The following is a 16,406-nucleotide window of genomic DNA, read 5'->3' on the forward strand; positions in this document are numbered from 1 at the left end:
AACTCTTCAGTCGAAATGCGCCACCGCGGCCAGCAGCGGCGCCTGCGCGTCCTTGGCCGACAGCAGCGGCGGCTGCCCGGCCAGCGCGTGCAGCGGCCACTCGATGCCCAGCGCCGGGTCGTCCCAGCGCACGGCGCCTTCGGCCTGCGGCGCGTAATAGTCGGTGGTCTTGTAGAGGAAGTCGGCGCTGTCGCTGGTGACCAGGAAGCCGTGCGCGAAGCCCGGCGGGATCCACAACTGGCGCTGGTTCTCGCACGTGAGCTCCACGCCCGCCCAGCGCCCGAAGGTCGGGCTGCCGCGGCGCAGGTCCACCGCCACGTCGAAGACGCTGCCCTGCGTCACGCGCACGAGCTTGCCCTGCGCATGCGGCGGCCGCTGGAAGTGCAGCCCGCGCAGCACGCCGCGCGCCGAGCGCGAGTGGTTGTCCTGTACGAATTCCACGTGCCGTCCCACCGCCTCGTCGAAGGCCGCCTGGTTGAAGCTCTCCATGAAGAAGCCGCGCGCGTCGCCGAACACCCGCGGCTCCAGGATCAGCACGCCGTCCAGCTCGGTCTTGATGACGTTCATGTCTCGTGGTGCTTTCGGGGCTTCAGAACGCGGTGTCGCGCAGGATCTTCATGAGGTACTGGCCATAGCCGTTCTTGAGCATGGGCTGCGCCAGCCGCTCCAGCTGCTGCGCGTCGATCCAGCCCGCGCGCCAGGCGATCTCCTCGGGGCAGGCCACCTTGAGGCCCTGGCGCTTTTCCAGCGTGGCGATGAACTGCCCGGCTTCGAGCAGGCTGTCGTGGGTGCCGGTGTCGAGCCACGCGTAGCCGCGGCCCATGATCTCCACGTCGAGCTGGCCCGCGCGCAGGTACGCGGCGTTGACGTCGGTGATCTCGAGCTCGCCGCGCGCGCTGGGGCGGATGCCGGCGGCGATGTCGCAGACCTGCGCGTCGTAGAAGTACAGCCCCGTGACGGCGTAGCTGCTCTTGGGCGCCTTAGGCTTTTCCTCGATGCTCAGCGCGCGCTGCTGCGCGTCGAACTCCACCACGCCGTAGCGCTCGGGGTCGTTGACGTGGTAGGCGAACACGCTGGCGCCGTGCGTGCGCTCGTCGGCGCGGCGCAGCAGGCTGTAGAAATCGTGGCCGTAGAAGATGTTGTCGCCCAGCACCAGCGCGCTGGGCGCGCCGCCGACGAAGTCGCGGCCCAGGATGAAGGCTTGCGCCAGCCCGTCGGGGCTGGGCTGCACGCAGTACCGCAGCGAGATGCCCCACTGGCTGCCGTCGCCCAGCAGCGACTCGAAGCGCGGCAGGTCCTGCGGCGTGCTGATGAGCAGGATGTCGCGCATGCCGGCGAGCATCAGCGTGCACAGCGGGTAATAGACCATGGGCTTGTCGTACACCGGCAGCAACTGCTTGCTCACGCTCAGCGTGGCCGGGTGCAGCCGGGTGCCGGAGCCGCCGGCCAGGATGATGCCCTTGCGGTTGATGATGTCGGTCTTCATTGGGGAGTCATCAGGTCAATGGGAGCGGCATAGCGCGCCACCGTGCGGTCTGCCGTGAGCAGGCGGGCCGGTTCGCACAGGGCCTGTGCGATCAGCAGGCGATCGAAGGGGTCCTGGTGCAGCGGCTCAAGGCTCGACACGCGTGCTGCATGCTCGGCGCGCACGGGCAGCTCTTCCAGTCCGGTGGCGCGGGCGGCTTCCAGCACGTCTTGCGGCTCGAAGTCGAAGCCTGGCTTGCCCAGGCTCTTCTTGATGGCCACTTCCCAGATGTTGACGGCTGAGAACAGCACTTCGTGCCCGGGGTCCTCCAGCGCGGCGCGCAACGGCTGCGCCAGCCGTTCAGGCTCCATCAGCATCCAAAGCAGGACGTGGGTGTCGAGCAGCACACGCATCAGCTGCCTTCGAACAAGCGCAATTCCGCTTCGGGCAGCGGGGCGTCGAAGTCATCGGGAACGGTGAACCGGCCCGCCAGCAGGCCCAGCTGGCGACGCGGGGCCGTACGGGCCAGTCCCACCAGGCGCGCCACGGGCCGACCGGAACGGGCAATGACCACTTCTTCTCCCGCCTCCACGGCTTCCAGCAGACGGGACAGCTGGGTCTTGGCTTCGTGAACGTTCACCGTGCGCATGTCGGACCCTCGATGTGGATCGGTTTCATTTTAGCCAAGGTGGACTAAGCTGATCCAAAAGCCTCGGTGAGCATGCGCTGCACGCCCTGCTGCCAGGGCGGGGGCACCAGGCCGAAGGCGCGCTGCAGCCTGGCCGTGCTCAGCCGCGAGTTCAGCGGCCGCTGCGCCGGCGTGGGGTAGGCGCTGGTCGGGATGGGGCGTACCGCATCGGCTGCCACCTTCACCGGCAGGCCGTGCGCGCGTGCCCACTCGATGACGAAGCACGCGTATCCGTGCCAGCTGGTCTCGCCCGCGGCCACGGCGTGGTAGGTGCCGCCGAGCTCCGGGCGTGCCATGGCCGCGCGCAGCGCGTGCGCGGCCACGTCGGCCAGGAAGTCCGCGCCGGTCGGGGCGCCGACCTGGTCGTCGATGACGTTCAGTGCCTCGCGCTCGGCCGCCAGGCGCAGCATGGTGCGGGCGAAGTTGCCGCCGCGCGCGGCGTAGACCCAGCTCGTGCGCAGGATCAGGTGGCGGCAGCCGCTGGCGCGGATGGCCTCCTCGCCGTCGAGCTTGGTGCGGCCGTACACGCTCAAGGGGGCCGTGGGCGCATCCTCGCCGCGCGGCGCGGTGCCGGAGCCGTCGAAGACGTAGTCGGTGCCGTAGTGCACCAGCCAGGCGCCCAGCGCCGCGGCCTCGCGCGCGATGGCGGCGGGCGTGGCGGCGTTGAGCAGCGCGGCCACCTCGGGCTCGCCCTCGGCCTTGTCCACGGCGGTGTGCGCGGCGGCATTGACGACCACGTCCGGGCGCAGCGCGCGCACCGTGGCGGCCACGCCTTCGGGGTCGCGGAAGTCGCCGCACAGGCCCGGCGCGCCCGCGTGGTCCAGCGCCACGAGCTCGCCCAGCGAGGCGAGCGCGCGCTGCAGCTCCCAGCCGACCTGGCCGTTCTTGCCCAGCAGCAGGATCCTCATGGCGGGCCTCCCTCTTATTTTCTTGCTCAGCGTGCGGCGTAGTTGGTGGAGAGCCACTCGCGGTAGGCGCCGCTTTGCACCTCGGCCACCCAGTCGGGATGGTCCAGGTACCACTGCACCGTCTTGCGGATGCCGCTGTCGAAGGTCTCGGCCGGGCGCCAGCCCAGCTCGCGCTCGAGCTTGCGCGCGTCGATGGCGTAGCGGCGGTCGTGGCCGGGGCGGTCGGCGACATGCGTGACGAGCCGCGCGTAGGGCCCTGCCGCGTCGGGGCGCAGCTCGTCGAGCAGCGCGCAGACCTTCTGCACGATGTCGATGTTGGCCTGTTCGTTCCAGCCGCCGATGTTGTAGGTCTGGCCCACGCGCCCGCCCGCCAGCACGGCGCGGATGCCCGAGCAGTGGTCGCGCACGTAGAGCCAGTCGCGGATCTGGCGCCCGTCGCCGTACACCGGCAGCGGCTTGCCCGCCAGGGCGTTGACGATCAGCAGCGGGATCAGCTTCTCGGGGAAGTGGAAGGGGCCGTAGTTGTTGGAACAGTTGGTGGTGAGCACCGGCAGCCCGTAGGTGTGGTGCCAGGCGCGCACGAGGTGGTCGCTGGCGGCCTTGCTGGCCGAGTACGGGCTGTTGGGCTCGTAGGGGTGCTCCTCGGTGAAGGCGGGCGCGTCGGGCGCGAGGCTGCCGTAGACCTCGTCGGTGGAGACGTGCAGGAAGCGGAAGGCCGACTTCTCCTCGCCCTGCAGCGCGCCCCAGTGGGCGCGCGCGGCCTCCAGCAGCGTGAAGGTGCCCTCGACGTTGGTGCGCACGAAGGCGCCGGGGCCGTGGATGCTGCGGTCCACGTGGCTCTCGGCGGCGAAGTGCACCACGGCGCGCGGGCGGTGTTGCGCGAGCAACTGGTCCACCAGCGCGCGGTCGCAAATGTCGCCGTGCACGAACACGTGGCGCGCGTCGCCCTGCAGCGAGGCCAGGTTGCGCAGGTTGCCCGCGTAGGTCAGCGCGTCGAGGTTGACGACGGGCTCGTCGCCCTGCGCCAGCCAGTCGAGCACGAAGTTGCTGCCGATGAAGCCGGCACCGCCGGTGACCAGGATCGTCATGTCGGGCTCTTGAGGACAGGGTTGAGGATCAGGAGCGGCGCAGCGCGGTACGCAATTGCGCCAGCTTCTCGGCCTGGGCCGGGTCGGCGGACGAGAGGCGCCAGAAATGGCGCGCGACCACGAACAGGGCCAGCAGCAGCCCCGCTGCCAGCGTGGTGCCCACGGCAATCATCCCTCGCCTGGGTTTACTCTTGCGCTCCGGGGGCGTTGCAACGTCAACGACCTGGATCAGCGTGCCTTCTCGGCTCTCGTCCACGCGGGCCATTTCGTACTGCTTGGCCATGATCTCGAACAGCGCTTCTTGGTATTTGAACTCTCGGTATTTGCCCACGTAGTTCGCATCGCCGCCGCGCTGGTTGCTGGTTTCGAGCCGGGCCAACTGTTCTCGAAGTGCGGAAAGTTTGGCTGCGTTCTGCTGCACTTCGGGCGCGCTGTCGGCCAGGCTGCGGCGCAGGGCCTGCAACCTGATTTCTGTGGCCGTTGCCTCGGCCAGCAGTGCCGAGTAGCCCTCGGCTGCAGCTCTAGGCTCAGCCTTGAGTGCACCCTGGTTGAAGCCACTGGCTTCGAGTTCCTGCTGGGCTTTCGTCAGGGCGTCGCGCGTCTCCTTCAGTTGAGTTTCGAAAAAGACGCGGCGCTGTTGTGCTTCTGTCAGCGCCAGTCCCGAGGTCAGCACGCGCAACTCTGCTACGTACTGATTAGCTATTTCCGCTGCGCGTTGCGGATCGTGGTCGTCCACTTCCACGGTGATGAGTCCATCCTTTTTGCCCACACTCACGCGCATCGAATTGGACAGAACCCGGCGGGCATCCTCGCGGTACTTGACGCCATACAACTCCATCAACTTGAAGCGCTCGATGACACGGTCACTCATGGTGGCGCTTTGCATCAGCCCGACATACTGGTCGGCCGGATTCTTGACGCTGGGCAGCGAGGCGCCAGCCAAGCCAGCCAGCGTACCTAGCGAGCTCAGCGCTGCCGCAGCACCGCCTTGTGACTGCGACGGCGGCAGGAAAACGGTCCTGGCAGTGAATGTGGGCATGATCATGAAAGCCGCGCCCAATGCCAGGACACCTGCCAGGAGCGCACCTCCAACAATCAGCCTCAGGTGCTGTACCAGCGGCACGGCGATGTCGAGCAGGCCGACGCCCTCATCGTCCGATTCATCGATGGGCACGCCGGCCCGCACGTCGTTTCGCATGTCAGTCACGCAGTACCTTGACGGCGGCCGCGCCCAGGCCGAGTTGGTAAATGATCTGCGTCCAATCCCGGGCGGTCTGCGCAAACGTGGTCTTGTCCATTTCCTCGGGCACGAAGATGGTGTCGCCGGGCAGGGCCGGCACGTGGCCCAGGCTGCCGCGGCCGCGGCTGAACCAGGAACCACCGTCCTGGCGCGCGCTCACCACGCTGCCGTTGGCGCGCACCACGAAGATGCTGCCGGCGTCGGCGCCGCGGGTCGGGCCGCCGGCCAGGCGCAGGTAGTCGTCGATGCTGCGCGCCTGGCTCCACAGGAAGCTGCCGGTGTTGAAGACGCTGCCGAACACGCCCACCGTGCTGCCGCGCGCGGGCACGTAGAGCTGGTCGCCGTCCTCCAGCGCCAGCTCCGGCAGCGAGGTGCTCTCTGGCGCCGCCTGCAGCACGATGCGGCCGGTGGGCTTGACCGCGCGCAGCCGCTGGATCAGCTGGGTCGTGGCTGCGGCGCGCGCGGTCTGCGCCTCCACTTCCTGGGTGGTGGAGGTGCGCTGGGTGGCGTTGTTGCGCGAGAGCTCCGTTTCCAGGTCGCGCAGCGCGCGCTCGTAGTTTTCCTGCTGCGTGCGCTGCACGCTCTGGCGGACGAACTGCGTGCCGAACACGTAGGCCGAGGGGCTGAAGCCGCCGGCCGCGCGCAGCGCGTCGCTCGTGGTGCTGCCCGCGGGCAGCACGTAGTCGCCCGGGCGCGCCACTTCGCCTTCCACGCGCACGTGCTTGCTCTGCTTCTGCACCGACAGCTGCGCCTCCACGGCGCTGAAGGCCCGCAGCACGTCGCCGTTGCTCACGGGCAGCCGCCCGCTCACCGGCAGCGGCAGCTCGGCCACGCGCTCGCCGGTGCGCTGCTCCAGCCGCTCCAGCGCGACGCGACTGCGGTCGGCCACGGCGGAGAAGCCGCCGGACATGCGGATCAGGTCATCCACCGTCTCGCCGGACTTGAGCTCGAAGATGGCGGGCTGGTTGACGCTGCCGATCACGGCGGCCTGCGGGCCCACCGGGCCGACGTTGATGACGTCGTCGGGCTGCACCAGCATGTCGGCGCTGCGGTCGCCCTTGAGCAGGAAGTCGTACAGGTCGAAGCGCGCCACCGTCTGGCGCCCGCGCTGCACCGAGACGTCGCGCAGGCTGCCCGCGGCGGAGGGGCCGCCGGCACGCAGCAGCACGCCCAGCACGCTGGAGAGGCTGCTGACGCTGTAGGCGCCGGGGCGGGGCACGAAGCCCGTGACGTAAACGCGCACGCCGCGCAGCTGGCCCAGCGAGACGCTGAGCTCGAAGTTGCGGAAGGTCTGCGCCACGCGGCGGCGGATCACCTCGGGCAGCTCGGCGTAGCGCACGCCGGCCACCAGCACCGGGCCCACGCGCGGGATGCTGATGCGCCCGCTGCGATCCACCACCGCGCGCACGTCCGCGTCCACCGAGCCCCACAGCGTGACCACGATCTCGTCGCCGTTCTTGATCAGGTAGTCCGGCGGCACCTGCGGGTTGAAGTCGGCGCTGTTGGGGTCGTCGGCGCGCGTGATCAGGTCGGCGCCCAGGCGGCGCACCCTGATCTCGCTGCCCGCGTCGTCGCCCGGCGAGCGGCGGGTCGGATCGGCTACGCCCGTGCCGGCACCGCTGCCGCTGTTGGGGCCGCTGCCCCCATTCATGCTGGCGCCCATGTTGCCGACCTGGCTGGCGCGGCGCTGCACGAACAGCTCGAACTCGCTGGGCTTGTAGGGTGGAGGGGCTGCGTGCTGGGTCGCGGACTGCATGCCGTACGGGTTCTGGGCCTGCTGCGATTGAGCAGCCAGGTCCGCCGCATTGGTGGCGCCGCTCGCCAGCGGCTGGCGCAGCCGGATCGGGCCCGAAGCCGAGGCGTCGCTGCCGGAGGAAGAAGTCTGGGCCCCAGCCGGCATCACGCCGGCCACGGCCAGCAGCGCCACGGCCAGGGACCCGGTCAAGCGAACACTGCAACGAGCAGCGCCGCCGGCAATGGAGGACGAACGCGGAAGGGATGTCATCGACATGAAGACAGGCGCCGGCGCCGGCCAGGGCGCGGCCCAGGATTCGTTGGAGGGGGTGCTGCGGACGGGCACGGGACGTGCGGACGTACCAGAAGCAGGGTCATTCTAGCTGTCGCGTTTTCCCGGCCTTTGCGCGCCGGTCGATCCCCGGCCGGGACAGCGTTGCGGCGCAGCCACGTGTGTGCGGCCCGGGTTCAATTAATCTCAATCCGATACCAGTGCAGGATGCTGCACTGCAGCAGGCTGTGATAATCCATGTCATGACTTTGCTGCTGATAGCTTTCTGCGTGGCTTTCATGCTGACCATGGGCGTGGTGCGCTTGGCGCGCACGCATGCGCACTTGGTCAACGATCACGATCAAGGACCTCAGAAGTTCCACGCCCAGCCGGTGCCGCGGGTGGGCGGGCTGGGCATCGTGTCGGCCGTGGCGGTCGGTGCGCTGGGGCTGTGGTGGCAGGACCGCGGCGTCGGCGGCACGGGGCTGGTGCTGCTGGGCTGCGCGATGCCGGCTTTCGGCGCGGGCCTCACCGAGGACGTCACCAAGCGCGTGAGCCCGCGCCAGCGGCTGCTCTTCACCGCGGCCTCGGCGATGCTGGCCGCCTGGCTGCTCGACGCCCTCATCCGGCGCACCGACATACCCGGACTGGACTGGGTGGTGTCGTTCTCCGTCGGCGCGGTGCTGCTGACGGTGCTGGCGGTCTCGGGCATCGCCAATGCCGTCAACCTGATCGACGGCTTCAACGGGCTGTCGTCGATGTGCGTGCTCATGATGCTGGCCAGCCTGGCCTTCGTCGGCTACGCGGTGGACGACCACCTGGTGGCGGTGATGGCGCTGGTGGGCGTGGGCGCGGTGCTGGGCTTCTTCGTCTGGAACTACCCCGGCGGCAAGGTGTTCCTGGGCGACGGCGGGGCGTACTTCCTGGGCTTCTACCTGGCGGAGCTGGCGATCCTGCTGCTGGCGCGCAACCCCGAGGTGTCGCCGCTGTTCCCGCTGACGCTGGTCATCTACCCGGTGTTCGAGACGGTGTTCTCGATGTACCGGCGCAAGCTGCTGCAGGGCCGCCCGGTGGGCATGCCCGACGGTGCGCACCTGCACAGCCTCATCTACCGCCGGTTGCTGCGCTACGGCGCGAGCGGGCGCAGCGCACGCGACCTCACGCGGCGCAACTCGATGACGGCGCCGTACCTGTGGGTGCTGTGCATGCTCTCGATCGTGCCGGCCGTGGTGTGGTGGGACAGCAGCTTCATGCTGGCCGGCTGCATCGTGCTGTTCGGCGTGAGCTACGTCACGCTGTACTGGCGCATCGTGCGCTTTCGGGCGCCGCGCTGGATGGTCTTGCGCCGCGGCCGCCGCGCCGCCCGGGCTGCAACGGGGATAATCGCGGGACATGATGGAACACACGCCAATCGCGGCACCGGCTGCCGCCCCTGATGCCCCCGTCGAGGCGGCACGCTTCGACACCCTCCCGCTCGATCCCAAGCTGCTGCGCGCCGTGGCCGACCAGGGCTACGCGACGATGACGCCCATCCAGGCCAAGGCCATCCCGGTGGTGCTCGCCGGCCGTGACGTCATGGGTGCGGCCCAGACCGGCACCGGCAAGACCGCGGCCTTCTCCATCCCGCTGCTGCAGCGCATGCTGCGCCACGAGAACAGCTCCATGTCGCCGGCGCGACACCCGGTGCGCGCGCTGGTGCTCGCGCCCACGCGCGAGCTCGCCGACCAGGTCGCCAACAACGTCAAGGCCTACTCGCGCCACACGAAGCTGCGCGCCGCGGTGGTCTTCGGCGGCGTGGACATGAAGCCCCAGACCGCCGAGCTCAAGGCCGGCGTCGAGGTGCTCATCGCCACGCCGGGGCGGCTGCTTGACCACATCGAGGCCCGCAACGCGGTGCTCAACCAGGTCGAGTACGTGGTGCTCGACGAGGCCGACCGCATGCTCGACATCGGCTTCCTGCCCGACCTGCAGCGCATCCTGAGCTACCTGCCCAAGACGCGGCAGACGCTGCTGTTCTCCGCCACGTTCTCGCCCGAGATCAAGCGCCTGGCCGAGAGCTACCTGCAGGAGCCGGTGCTGGTCGAGGTGGCGCGGCCCAACGCCACGGCCTCCACCGTCGAGCAGCGCTTCTTCAGCGTGGACGCCGACGACAAGCGCCGCGCCGTGCTCAAGCTGCTGCGCGAGCGAGACATCCGCCAGGCCATCGTCTTCGTCAACTCCAAGCTCGGCTGCGCGCGGCTGGCGCGCTCCTTCGAGCGCGACGGGCTGCGCACCAACGCGCTGCACGGCGACAAGTCGCAGGACGAGCGCCTGAAGGCGCTGGACGCCTTCAAGCGTGGCGAGGTCGACGTGCTGGTGTGCACCGACGTGGCCGCGCGCGGCCTGGACATCGCCGACCTGCCCGCCGTCTTCAACTTCGACGTGCCCTTCAACGCCGAGGACTACGTGCACCGCATCGGCCGCACCGGCCGCGCCGGTGCCTCGGGGTTGGCCATGACGCTGGTGGCGCGCGAGGACGCACGGCTGGTGGCCGAGCTGGAGAAGCTGCTCAAGAAGAAGGTCGAGCTCGAGCCGCTGGAGCTTGAGGACGACCGCTGGCGCCGCCCGCGCCGCGCCGAGGGCGAGTCGCCGTCGCCGCGCACGGAAGCCCCGCGCCGCAGCGAACGCGCGGAGCCGCGTCCCGAGCGCGCCGGCGCGCCGCGGCGCAGTGCCCCCGCGGATCCGTTCTTCGACCGGCCCTACGAGCCCAGCGCCACCAACGGCACGCCGGCCTGGGAGCGCAGCGCCCCGGGCGCGACGCAGCCCGGCGGCGCCGCGCTGCCCTTGAACAAGCCGCGCAAGAAGGTCGCCGCGCTCTTCGGCGCCAAGAAGACCGTCGCCTCCCCGGCCGCCTGAGCCGCTCGCTCGCAGCCGCGGCGCCGGCCGGCGCGCTGAAAGGCGCGCGCCTCAGGCCTGCAGCACGAACACGGCCGGCACGTCCGCCGGCAGCGCGCGCGGCTGGACGCGCCAGCGCGCCACGGTGTCGCTGCGCGTCCACTCCTGCTGCAGCGTCAGGCCGCAGCTCACCGACAGCCGCGTACCGCCCTGCAGCGTGGCCAGCAGCGCCGCCAGCATCGCCTCGTTGCGGTAGGGCGTCTCGATCAGCAGCTGCGCCTGCGCGGCACGGCGCGACAGCGCCTCCAGCTCGCGGATGCGCGCGGCGCGCTCGGCCGCGTCCACCGGCAGGTAGCCGTTGAAGGCGAAGCTCTGGCCGTTGAGCCCGCTGGCGGCCAGCGCCAGCAGCAGCGCGCTGGGTCCGGGCAGGGGTCGCACGGCAATGTCCAGCGCGTGGGCCGCAGCCACCAGCGCCGCGCCGGGATCGGCCACCGCCGGCATGCCGGCCTCCGACATCAGCCCCACGTCGTGGCCCTGCAGCGCCGGCTGCAGCAGCGCGCGCAGGTCCGGCGCCGGCTGCGCCGGCCGGCCCTTGGGGGGGCGCGGCAGCTCGACGATGCTGAGCTGCTGCAGCGGCGCGGCCAGCGGCACCACGGCGCCCACGCGCTTGAGCACGGCGCGCGCCGTGCGCGCGTTCTCCACCACCCAGTGGTGCAGCCCGGCCGCGGCCTCCAGCGCGCCGTGCGGCAGCGCCTGGCGGATGTCGGGCAGGGTGTCGCCGCCGCCGAAGTCCAGCGGGCTGGGCACCAGCAGCAGCCGGCCCTTCAGCGCCACGTGGTCTGCCACCACAGCTGGCCGGCGCTGTCGCGCCCGGCGCCGTCGCGGCCGCTCCACAGCGACACGCCCACCGCCTGGTCGTTGCGCGGGCTCCAGGCCAGGGTGGCGTTCACGCCGCTGACGCTGCCCGGCACCAGCCGCTGCACCGAGGACAGCGCGTTGCCCCGGTACATCACCATCTCGGCGCTGACCGAGCCCTGGCTCAGCAGGGCGCCGACGCTGGTGAGCTTGACGTCGCCGCCGCCCGGGTGGCCCAGCACCGTGCCGTCCTGCGTGTAGCCCTGGAGATAGATGTGGTGGCGGTAGGCCACGCCGGGCAGGCCGGCGACGGTGTTGGCGCGCTCGGCGAACAGCCGCAGGCTGCGGCTGCCGCGCTGCAGGGCCCATTCCGCGCCGACCAGCTTCATGTTCTTGCCCGGCAGGTAGTCGGCTTCGTCCTCGCCCGTGGTCTGCCCGTACACGGCCACCTGGTGGCCGCCGGCGAAGTTCCAGTGCCAGCGCGCGTCGAAGCCTGCCAGCTGGTTGCCTGGCTCGTTGGCCGTGCCACCCTGATTGTCCTGGCCCAGCAAGCCATTCCACAGTGACCGCAAGCTCTGGTCGCGCCCCTTTCCGCCCCACTGCAGCGTGCGCGAAGCGCCGAGCTGCAGCCAGGACAGAGGCTGAATCTGCAGCCGCATGCCGACGAGATAGGGGTGCGCCGGCTGACGGTGGCCCTGTAGGCCACCGAAGAAAACGTCTGCATTCCACGGCCCCAGCCAGGACAGCCACCGGGTTTCGAAGGGGTCATTGGACGTCTTGCGCCAGCCCACGGCCGGCACAGCCGGCGCGGCGGCGTCCAGGATCAGGCTGCCGCTCCAGCCCGGCCCCCAATGCCGCCGCTGCACGGAGGCGTAGGCCTGGCCCGGGCCGAGCGGGATCGCGGCTTCGGTGCCTTCGAGCGTCCATTCGCGCCGGGCCCCGGTGCTGCCGAGCACGCCCAGGCGCACGACTGCGCCATCACGCGATTCGCCGAAGGTATGCAGCAGGCGCAGCCCGCTGCCGCCGTTGCCGATGGGCGAGGCGATCAGCTGCGGCAGCCGCTGCAGCTTGTTGCCGCCGGCCAGCAGCAGGCCGTCGGGCGGGGTGGGCAGCGTCTCGGCGAAGCCGCCCTGTGGGTCGGCATCGCGCTCCAGGAGCTGTTGATGGCGTGCCAGGGCCTGGCCCAGCGACGGGCCGGCCTGCGCTGCCGGCAGCGCCGCGGCGCAGGCGAGCAGCGCCGCGGCGCGGCACAGGGCGGGAAACGCGGAAAGGGCGGGTGAGGCAGGCAAGCGGCTCATCGGGCGTCGTGGAGTGTTCGGGCGCCAGGCTGCGCGCCAAGGGAGGGCGCGGCCGGTGCGTGGAAAAGTCAGGGCAGCAGCGGATCGATCCCGGCCTCGCGCAGCAGGCGGCAGGTGCGCATCAGCGGCAGGCCTACCAGCGCGGTGGGGTCGTCCGAGTCTATGCGCTCCAGCAGCGCCACCCCCAAGCTCTCGCTCTTGGCGCTGCCGGCGCAGTCGAAGGGCTCATCGAGCGTCAGGTAGCGCTCGATCTCGACCTCGGACAGGACGCGAAACGCCACCGTCACCGGCGCCAGCAGCGCGCGCTCGAAGCCGCTGTCGCGCCGCACCACCGCCACCGCCGTCTGGAACACCACCTGCTGCCCGCTCATGCGGCGCAGCTGTTGCGCCGCGCGTGCGAAGTCGCCGGGCTTGCCGATGGGCTGGCCGTGCAGGTCGGCCACCTGGTCCGAGCCGATCACGACCGCCTGCGGATGCCGCGCCGCCACCGCCTGCGCCTTGGCCAGCGCCAGGCGCAGCGCCAGCGCGGCCGGGGCCTCGCCGGGCAGCGGGGTTTCGTCGGTGTGCGGCGCCTGCACCGTGAACGGCAGGCGCAGCCGCTGCAGCAGCTCGTGCCGGTAGCGCGAGGTGGAGGCCAGGATCAGCGGCGGGTTCATCGCCGCATTGTCCCATCCGGCCCGGCAGGGTTGCGGGCGCTCTATACACTGCCCGCGATGAAAGCACGCCCCTACGATCCCCTGCGCCTGGACCTGGAGAACTTCATCGCCGACGCCGCGACGCTGCGGGGCAGCTGGCCGCTGTCGGACTTCGAGCGGCTGCTCGACGGCTGGCCCGCCGATGCGCCGCCGCCCGCGGGCGAGGTGTGCTGGTCCGCCGTGGGCGAGCCGCGCAAGCCCCAGGCGCTGGAGCCCGAGCGCTGGCTGCACCTGGAGGCGGGCACGCAGGTCTGGCGCGAATGTCAGCGCTGCCTGCAGCCCGTGGCGCTGTCCCTGGCGCTGCAGCGCACGCTGCGCTTCGTGCACGGCGAGGACGAGGCTGCGCGGCTCGATGCCGACAGTGAGGACGACGTGCTCGCCCTGGAGCGCGCCTTCGACCTGCGCGCGCTGGTGGAGGACGAGCTGCTGCTGGCGCTGCCGCTGGTGCCGCGCCACGAGCAATGCCCGCAGCCGCTGACCGCGGCGCAGCAGCCCGATGCCGAAGAAGAGCCCGTGCGCGAGAACCCGTTTGCCGCGCTGGCGCGGCTGCGCCGCCGGCCCGAAGGTGGCAACGATGGCAGCGGCACTTGAGATTGAGCGCGCGCAAAGCCCGGTCCTTGGGCTCGGCAGGCCCTGCTGCTATACTCGCGGGCTTCGTTCAATGGCGCCTCACGGGTGCTGCCCGGTGGTTGGGCGGCGCCAGCAGTCCAGCAGCATTTGAGCAGCAGCACCGGCCGGTTCACGGCCCTAGAGCGTGCGTGACTTCCCAAGCGTGAGGCGTATTTCTGCACTCGGGTCCGGTGTTCCGGCCGGCGCAGGTTCCGCTCGGCAAGAGCGCAGGAGATTCCAACATGGCCGTTCAACAGAACAAGAAGTCCCCTTCCAAGCGTGGCATGCACCGCTCGCACAACGCCCTGAACCAGCCGGGCACCGCGGTCGAGCCCACCACGGGCGAAGTGCATCTGCGCCACCACATCAGCCCCAACGGCTTCTACCGCGGCCGCAAGGTGCTGGCCAGCAAGTCCGACGCCTCCTGAGCGTGAATTGAGGGCCGGCGCGGCCGGCTTCTCTTTTTCCGTCGGCGGCGCGCACGGTTTTCTACCCGGCCGGTGCCGTTGGTGCCGCCGGGCCTTCGTTTGTGCGCCGGCATTGCGCTTGCCGCATCGGCGAAGCGCCGACTCCTTTCGCGCGCAGGCGCCGCTTGCTGGATCCTCTCGTGTCCCCTTCGTCTCACGCCGCACTGTCGCCGGTGCGCCTGGCCGTCGACTGCATGGGCGGCGACCATGGGCCCAGCGTCACGCTGCCCGCTTGCCAGGCCTTCCTGCGCAAGCACCCGCAAGCTGAACTGCTGCTCGTGGGCACCGAGCAGGCACTGGCCGCCGCGCGGGGCTGGGAGCGCTGCACGTTCGTGACCGCCAGCGAAGTCGTCACCATGGACGACCCGGTGGAGGTGGCGCTGCGGCGCAAGAAGGATTCGTCCATGCGCGTGGCCATCTCGCTGCTCAAGGCTGCCGAGGGCGAGCGCGCGCGTGCCGATGCCTGCGTCAGTGCGGGCAACACCGGCGCGCTCATGGCCGTGGCGCGCTACGTGCTCAAGACGCTGCCGGGCATCGACCGCCCGGCCATTGCCACCGTCATGCCCAACCGGCGCGACGGCTACACCACCATGCTCGACCTGGGTGCCAACGTGGACTGCACCGCCGAGCACCTGCTGCAGTTCGCCGTCATGGGCAGCGCGCTGGTGGCGGCGGTGGAGGGCAAGGAGGAGCCCACGGTGGGGCTGCTCAACATCGGCGAGGAGGCCATCAAGGGCAGCGACACCATCAAGCAGGCGGCGGAGTTGCTGCGCGAGGCTGCGGCCGCCGGGCAGCTCAACTTCCACGGCAACGTCGAGGGCAACGACATCTTCAAGGGCACCACCGACCTCATCGTCTGCGATGGTTTCGTGGGCAACGTGGTGCTGAAGGCGTCGGAGGGGCTGGCGGCGATGCTGGCGGAGTTCATCCGGCAAGAATTCACGCGCAACGCGTTTTCGCGCATGGCGGCGGTGGTGGCGCTGCCGGTGCTGCGGCACTTCAAGGCGCGTCTGGACCACCGGCGCTACAACGGCGCGGCCCTGCTGGGACTGCGCGGGCTGGTGTTCAAGAGTCACGGCTCGGCCGACGCCTTCGCCTTCGAGAACGCCCTGGCGCGCGCGTATGATGCCGCCCGCAACCGGCTGCTGGACCGGGTACACGACCGCATCCTGGGCACGCTGCAGCCGAGCGTGCCGGGCGCCGCGGTGCACGCTGCATGACTTCCAACGCCCCCCGTTTTTCGCGCATCGCCGGCACCGGCAGCGTGCTGCCGCCGCGGCGGCTGAGCAACGACGACCTGGTGCGCCAGCTCGCCGCGCGCGGCATCGAGACCTCCGACGCCTGGATCGTCGAGCGCACCGGCATCCGCGCGCGCCACTTCGTGGACGACGGCGTCAACGCCAGCGACCTGGCCGCGCAGGCCGCGCGCCAAGCCATGGAAGCCGCCGGGGTGCAGCCAACGCAGATCGACCTCGTCATCGTCGCCACCTCGACGCCGGACATGGTGTTCCCGTCGGTGGCCTGCCTGGTGCAGCGCAAGCTCGGCATCCACAACGGCGCGGCCTTCGACGTGCAGGCCGTGTGCTCGGGCTTCGTCTACGGACTGTCGATCGCCGACGCCATGATCCGCGCCGGCAGCGCCACGCGCGCGCTGGTCATCGGCGCGGAGGTGTTCTCGCGCATTCTCGATTTCAACGACCGCACCACCTGCGTGCTGTTCGGCGACGGCGCCGGCGCCGTGGTGCTGGAGGCCGCCGACACGCCGGGCATCGTGGCCAGCGAGCTGCATGCCGACGGGCGCCACGCCGACATCCTGTGCACGCCCGGCACGGTCTCGGGCGGGCAGGTCGTCGGCAGCCCGCTGCTGACGATGGACGGGCAGGCGGTGTTCAAGCTGGCCGTGGGCGTGCTGGCCGACGTGGCGCACTCGGTGCTGGCCAAGGCCGGGCGCACGGAAGCCGACATCGACTGGCTCATCCCGCACCAAGCCAACATCCGCATCATGCAAAGCACGGCCAAGCGGCTGAAGCTTGCTGCCGACAAGGTCATCGTCACCGTCGACCAGCACGGCAACACCTCGGCGGCATCGGTGCCGCTGGCGCTGGACGCGGGCGTGCGCGACGGCCGCATCCGCCGCGGTGACACGCTCATGCTCGAAGGCGTGGGTGGGGGCTTCACCTGGGGCGCGGTGCTGGTCGACTTCTGAGCGGCCTT

General features: G+C 70.8%; 17 protein-coding genes. 6 read left to right on the forward strand and 11 right to left on the reverse strand.

The features are described 5' to 3' along the window. Window positions 1-6: 6 nt before the first annotated feature. The 8 genes from rfbC to FJ694_RS01425 are packed head-to-tail and all read right to left on the reverse strand — an operon-like array spanning window position 7 to window position 7,334. Complete coding sequence (gene rfbC, locus FJ694_RS01390) at window positions 7-567, reverse strand: dTDP-4-dehydrorhamnose 3,5-epimerase (RefSeq protein ID WP_157263649.1); 561 nt, start codon at window positions 565-567, stop codon at window positions 7-9. 22 nt (window positions 568-589) lie between these two features. Beyond that, the gene (rfbA, locus tag FJ694_RS01395; RefSeq protein ID WP_232539839.1) at window positions 590-1,486 is read right to left on the reverse strand and encodes a glucose-1-phosphate thymidylyltransferase RfbA; all 897 of its coding nucleotides are present in this window, start codon (window positions 1,484-1,486) and stop codon (window positions 590-592) included. Continuing rightward, window positions 1,483-1,878, reverse strand: coding sequence for a type II toxin-antitoxin system VapC family toxin (locus tag FJ694_RS01400; protein WP_157263651.1), 396 nt, complete (start codon window positions 1,876-1,878; stop codon window positions 1,483-1,485). The genes rfbA and FJ694_RS01400 overlap by 4 nt, the downstream gene beginning before the upstream one ends. Next, complete coding sequence (locus FJ694_RS01405; RefSeq protein WP_157263653.1) at window positions 1,878-2,114, reverse strand: type II toxin-antitoxin system Phd/YefM family antitoxin; 237 nt, start codon at window positions 2,112-2,114, stop codon at window positions 1,878-1,880. The genes FJ694_RS01400 and FJ694_RS01405 overlap by 1 nt, the downstream gene beginning before the upstream one ends. Before the next feature lie 44 nt (window positions 2,115-2,158). Then, entirely contained in the window at window positions 2,159-3,061 is a 903-nt protein-coding gene (rfbD, locus tag FJ694_RS01410) for a dTDP-4-dehydrorhamnose reductase (RefSeq protein ID WP_157263656.1), read from the reverse strand. 26 nt (window positions 3,062-3,087) lie between these two features. After that, entirely contained in the window at window positions 3,088-4,149 is a 1,062-nt protein-coding gene (rfbB, locus tag FJ694_RS01415) for a dTDP-glucose 4,6-dehydratase (RefSeq protein ID WP_157263659.1), read from the reverse strand. A 28-nt stretch (window positions 4,150-4,177) separates the two neighbouring features. Next, complete coding sequence (locus FJ694_RS01420; RefSeq protein WP_157263662.1) at window positions 4,178-5,347, reverse strand: Wzz/FepE/Etk N-terminal domain-containing protein; 1,170 nt, start codon at window positions 5,345-5,347, stop codon at window positions 4,178-4,180. Between the two features lies 1 nt (window position 5,348). After that, window positions 5,349-7,334, reverse strand: coding sequence for an SLBB domain-containing protein (locus FJ694_RS01425; protein ID WP_198320672.1), 1,986 nt, complete (start codon window positions 7,332-7,334; stop codon window positions 5,349-5,351). Between the two features lie 323 nt (window positions 7,335-7,657). Here FJ694_RS01425 and FJ694_RS01430 point away from each other — a divergent pair, with 323 nt between their 5' ends. Next, window positions 7,658-8,830 (forward strand): MraY family glycosyltransferase, encoded by a 1,173-nt coding sequence (locus tag FJ694_RS01430; RefSeq protein WP_157263667.1) that lies wholly within the window; start codon window positions 7,658-7,660, stop codon window positions 8,828-8,830. Next, complete coding sequence (locus FJ694_RS01435) at window positions 8,787-10,289, forward strand: DEAD/DEAH box helicase (protein ID WP_157263670.1); 1,503 nt, start codon at window positions 8,787-8,789, stop codon at window positions 10,287-10,289. The genes FJ694_RS01430 and FJ694_RS01435 overlap by 44 nt, the downstream gene beginning before the upstream one ends. 51 nt (window positions 10,290-10,340) lie before the next feature. On the opposite strand, the gene FJ694_RS01440 is transcribed toward FJ694_RS01435, so the two are convergent. The 3 genes from FJ694_RS01440 to FJ694_RS01450 form a co-directional block, all read right to left on the reverse strand. Next, window positions 10,341-11,114, reverse strand: coding sequence for an SAM-dependent methyltransferase (locus FJ694_RS01440; protein ID WP_232539840.1), 774 nt, complete (start codon window positions 11,112-11,114; stop codon window positions 10,341-10,343). Beyond that, on the reverse strand, window positions 11,093-12,421 hold the full coding sequence (locus FJ694_RS01445; RefSeq protein ID WP_157263673.1) for a capsule assembly Wzi family protein: 1,329 nt from the start codon (window positions 12,419-12,421) through the stop codon (window positions 11,093-11,095). Before FJ694_RS01445 ends, FJ694_RS01440 begins: the two co-directional genes overlap by 22 nt. Before the next feature lie 68 nt (window positions 12,422-12,489). Next, on the reverse strand, window positions 12,490-13,077 hold the full coding sequence (locus FJ694_RS01450) for a Maf family protein (RefSeq protein WP_157263676.1): 588 nt from the start codon (window positions 13,075-13,077) through the stop codon (window positions 12,490-12,492). Window positions 13,078-13,134: 57 nt separating this feature from the next. On the opposite strand from FJ694_RS01450, the gene FJ694_RS01455 reads away from it, so the two are divergent. The 4 genes from FJ694_RS01455 (at window position 13,135) to FJ694_RS01470 (ending at window position 16,398) form a co-directional block, all read left to right on the forward strand. Further along, the gene (locus FJ694_RS01455; RefSeq protein ID WP_157263679.1) at window positions 13,135-13,707 is read left to right on the forward strand and encodes a YceD family protein; all 573 of its coding nucleotides are present in this window, start codon (window positions 13,135-13,137) and stop codon (window positions 13,705-13,707) included. 260 nt (window positions 13,708-13,967) lie between these two features. Further along, the gene (rpmF, locus tag FJ694_RS01460; protein WP_157263681.1) at window positions 13,968-14,153 is read left to right on the forward strand and encodes a 50S ribosomal protein L32; all 186 of its coding nucleotides are present in this window, start codon (window positions 13,968-13,970) and stop codon (window positions 14,151-14,153) included. Between the two features lie 212 nt (window positions 14,154-14,365). Beyond that, window positions 14,366-15,412, forward strand: coding sequence for a phosphate acyltransferase PlsX (gene plsX, locus FJ694_RS01465; RefSeq protein WP_157263853.1), 1,047 nt, complete (start codon window positions 14,366-14,368; stop codon window positions 15,410-15,412). After that, window positions 15,409-16,398, forward strand: coding sequence for a beta-ketoacyl-ACP synthase III (locus FJ694_RS01470; protein ID WP_157263683.1), 990 nt, complete (start codon window positions 15,409-15,411; stop codon window positions 16,396-16,398). Before plsX ends, FJ694_RS01470 begins: the two co-directional genes overlap by 4 nt. The last annotated feature ends 8 nt before the right edge of the window (window positions 16,399-16,406 follow it).

Source organism: Azohydromonas aeria (assembly GCF_009760915.1).
Classification (GTDB): domain Bacteria; phylum Pseudomonadota; class Gammaproteobacteria; order Burkholderiales; family Burkholderiaceae_C; genus Azohydromonas; species Azohydromonas aeria.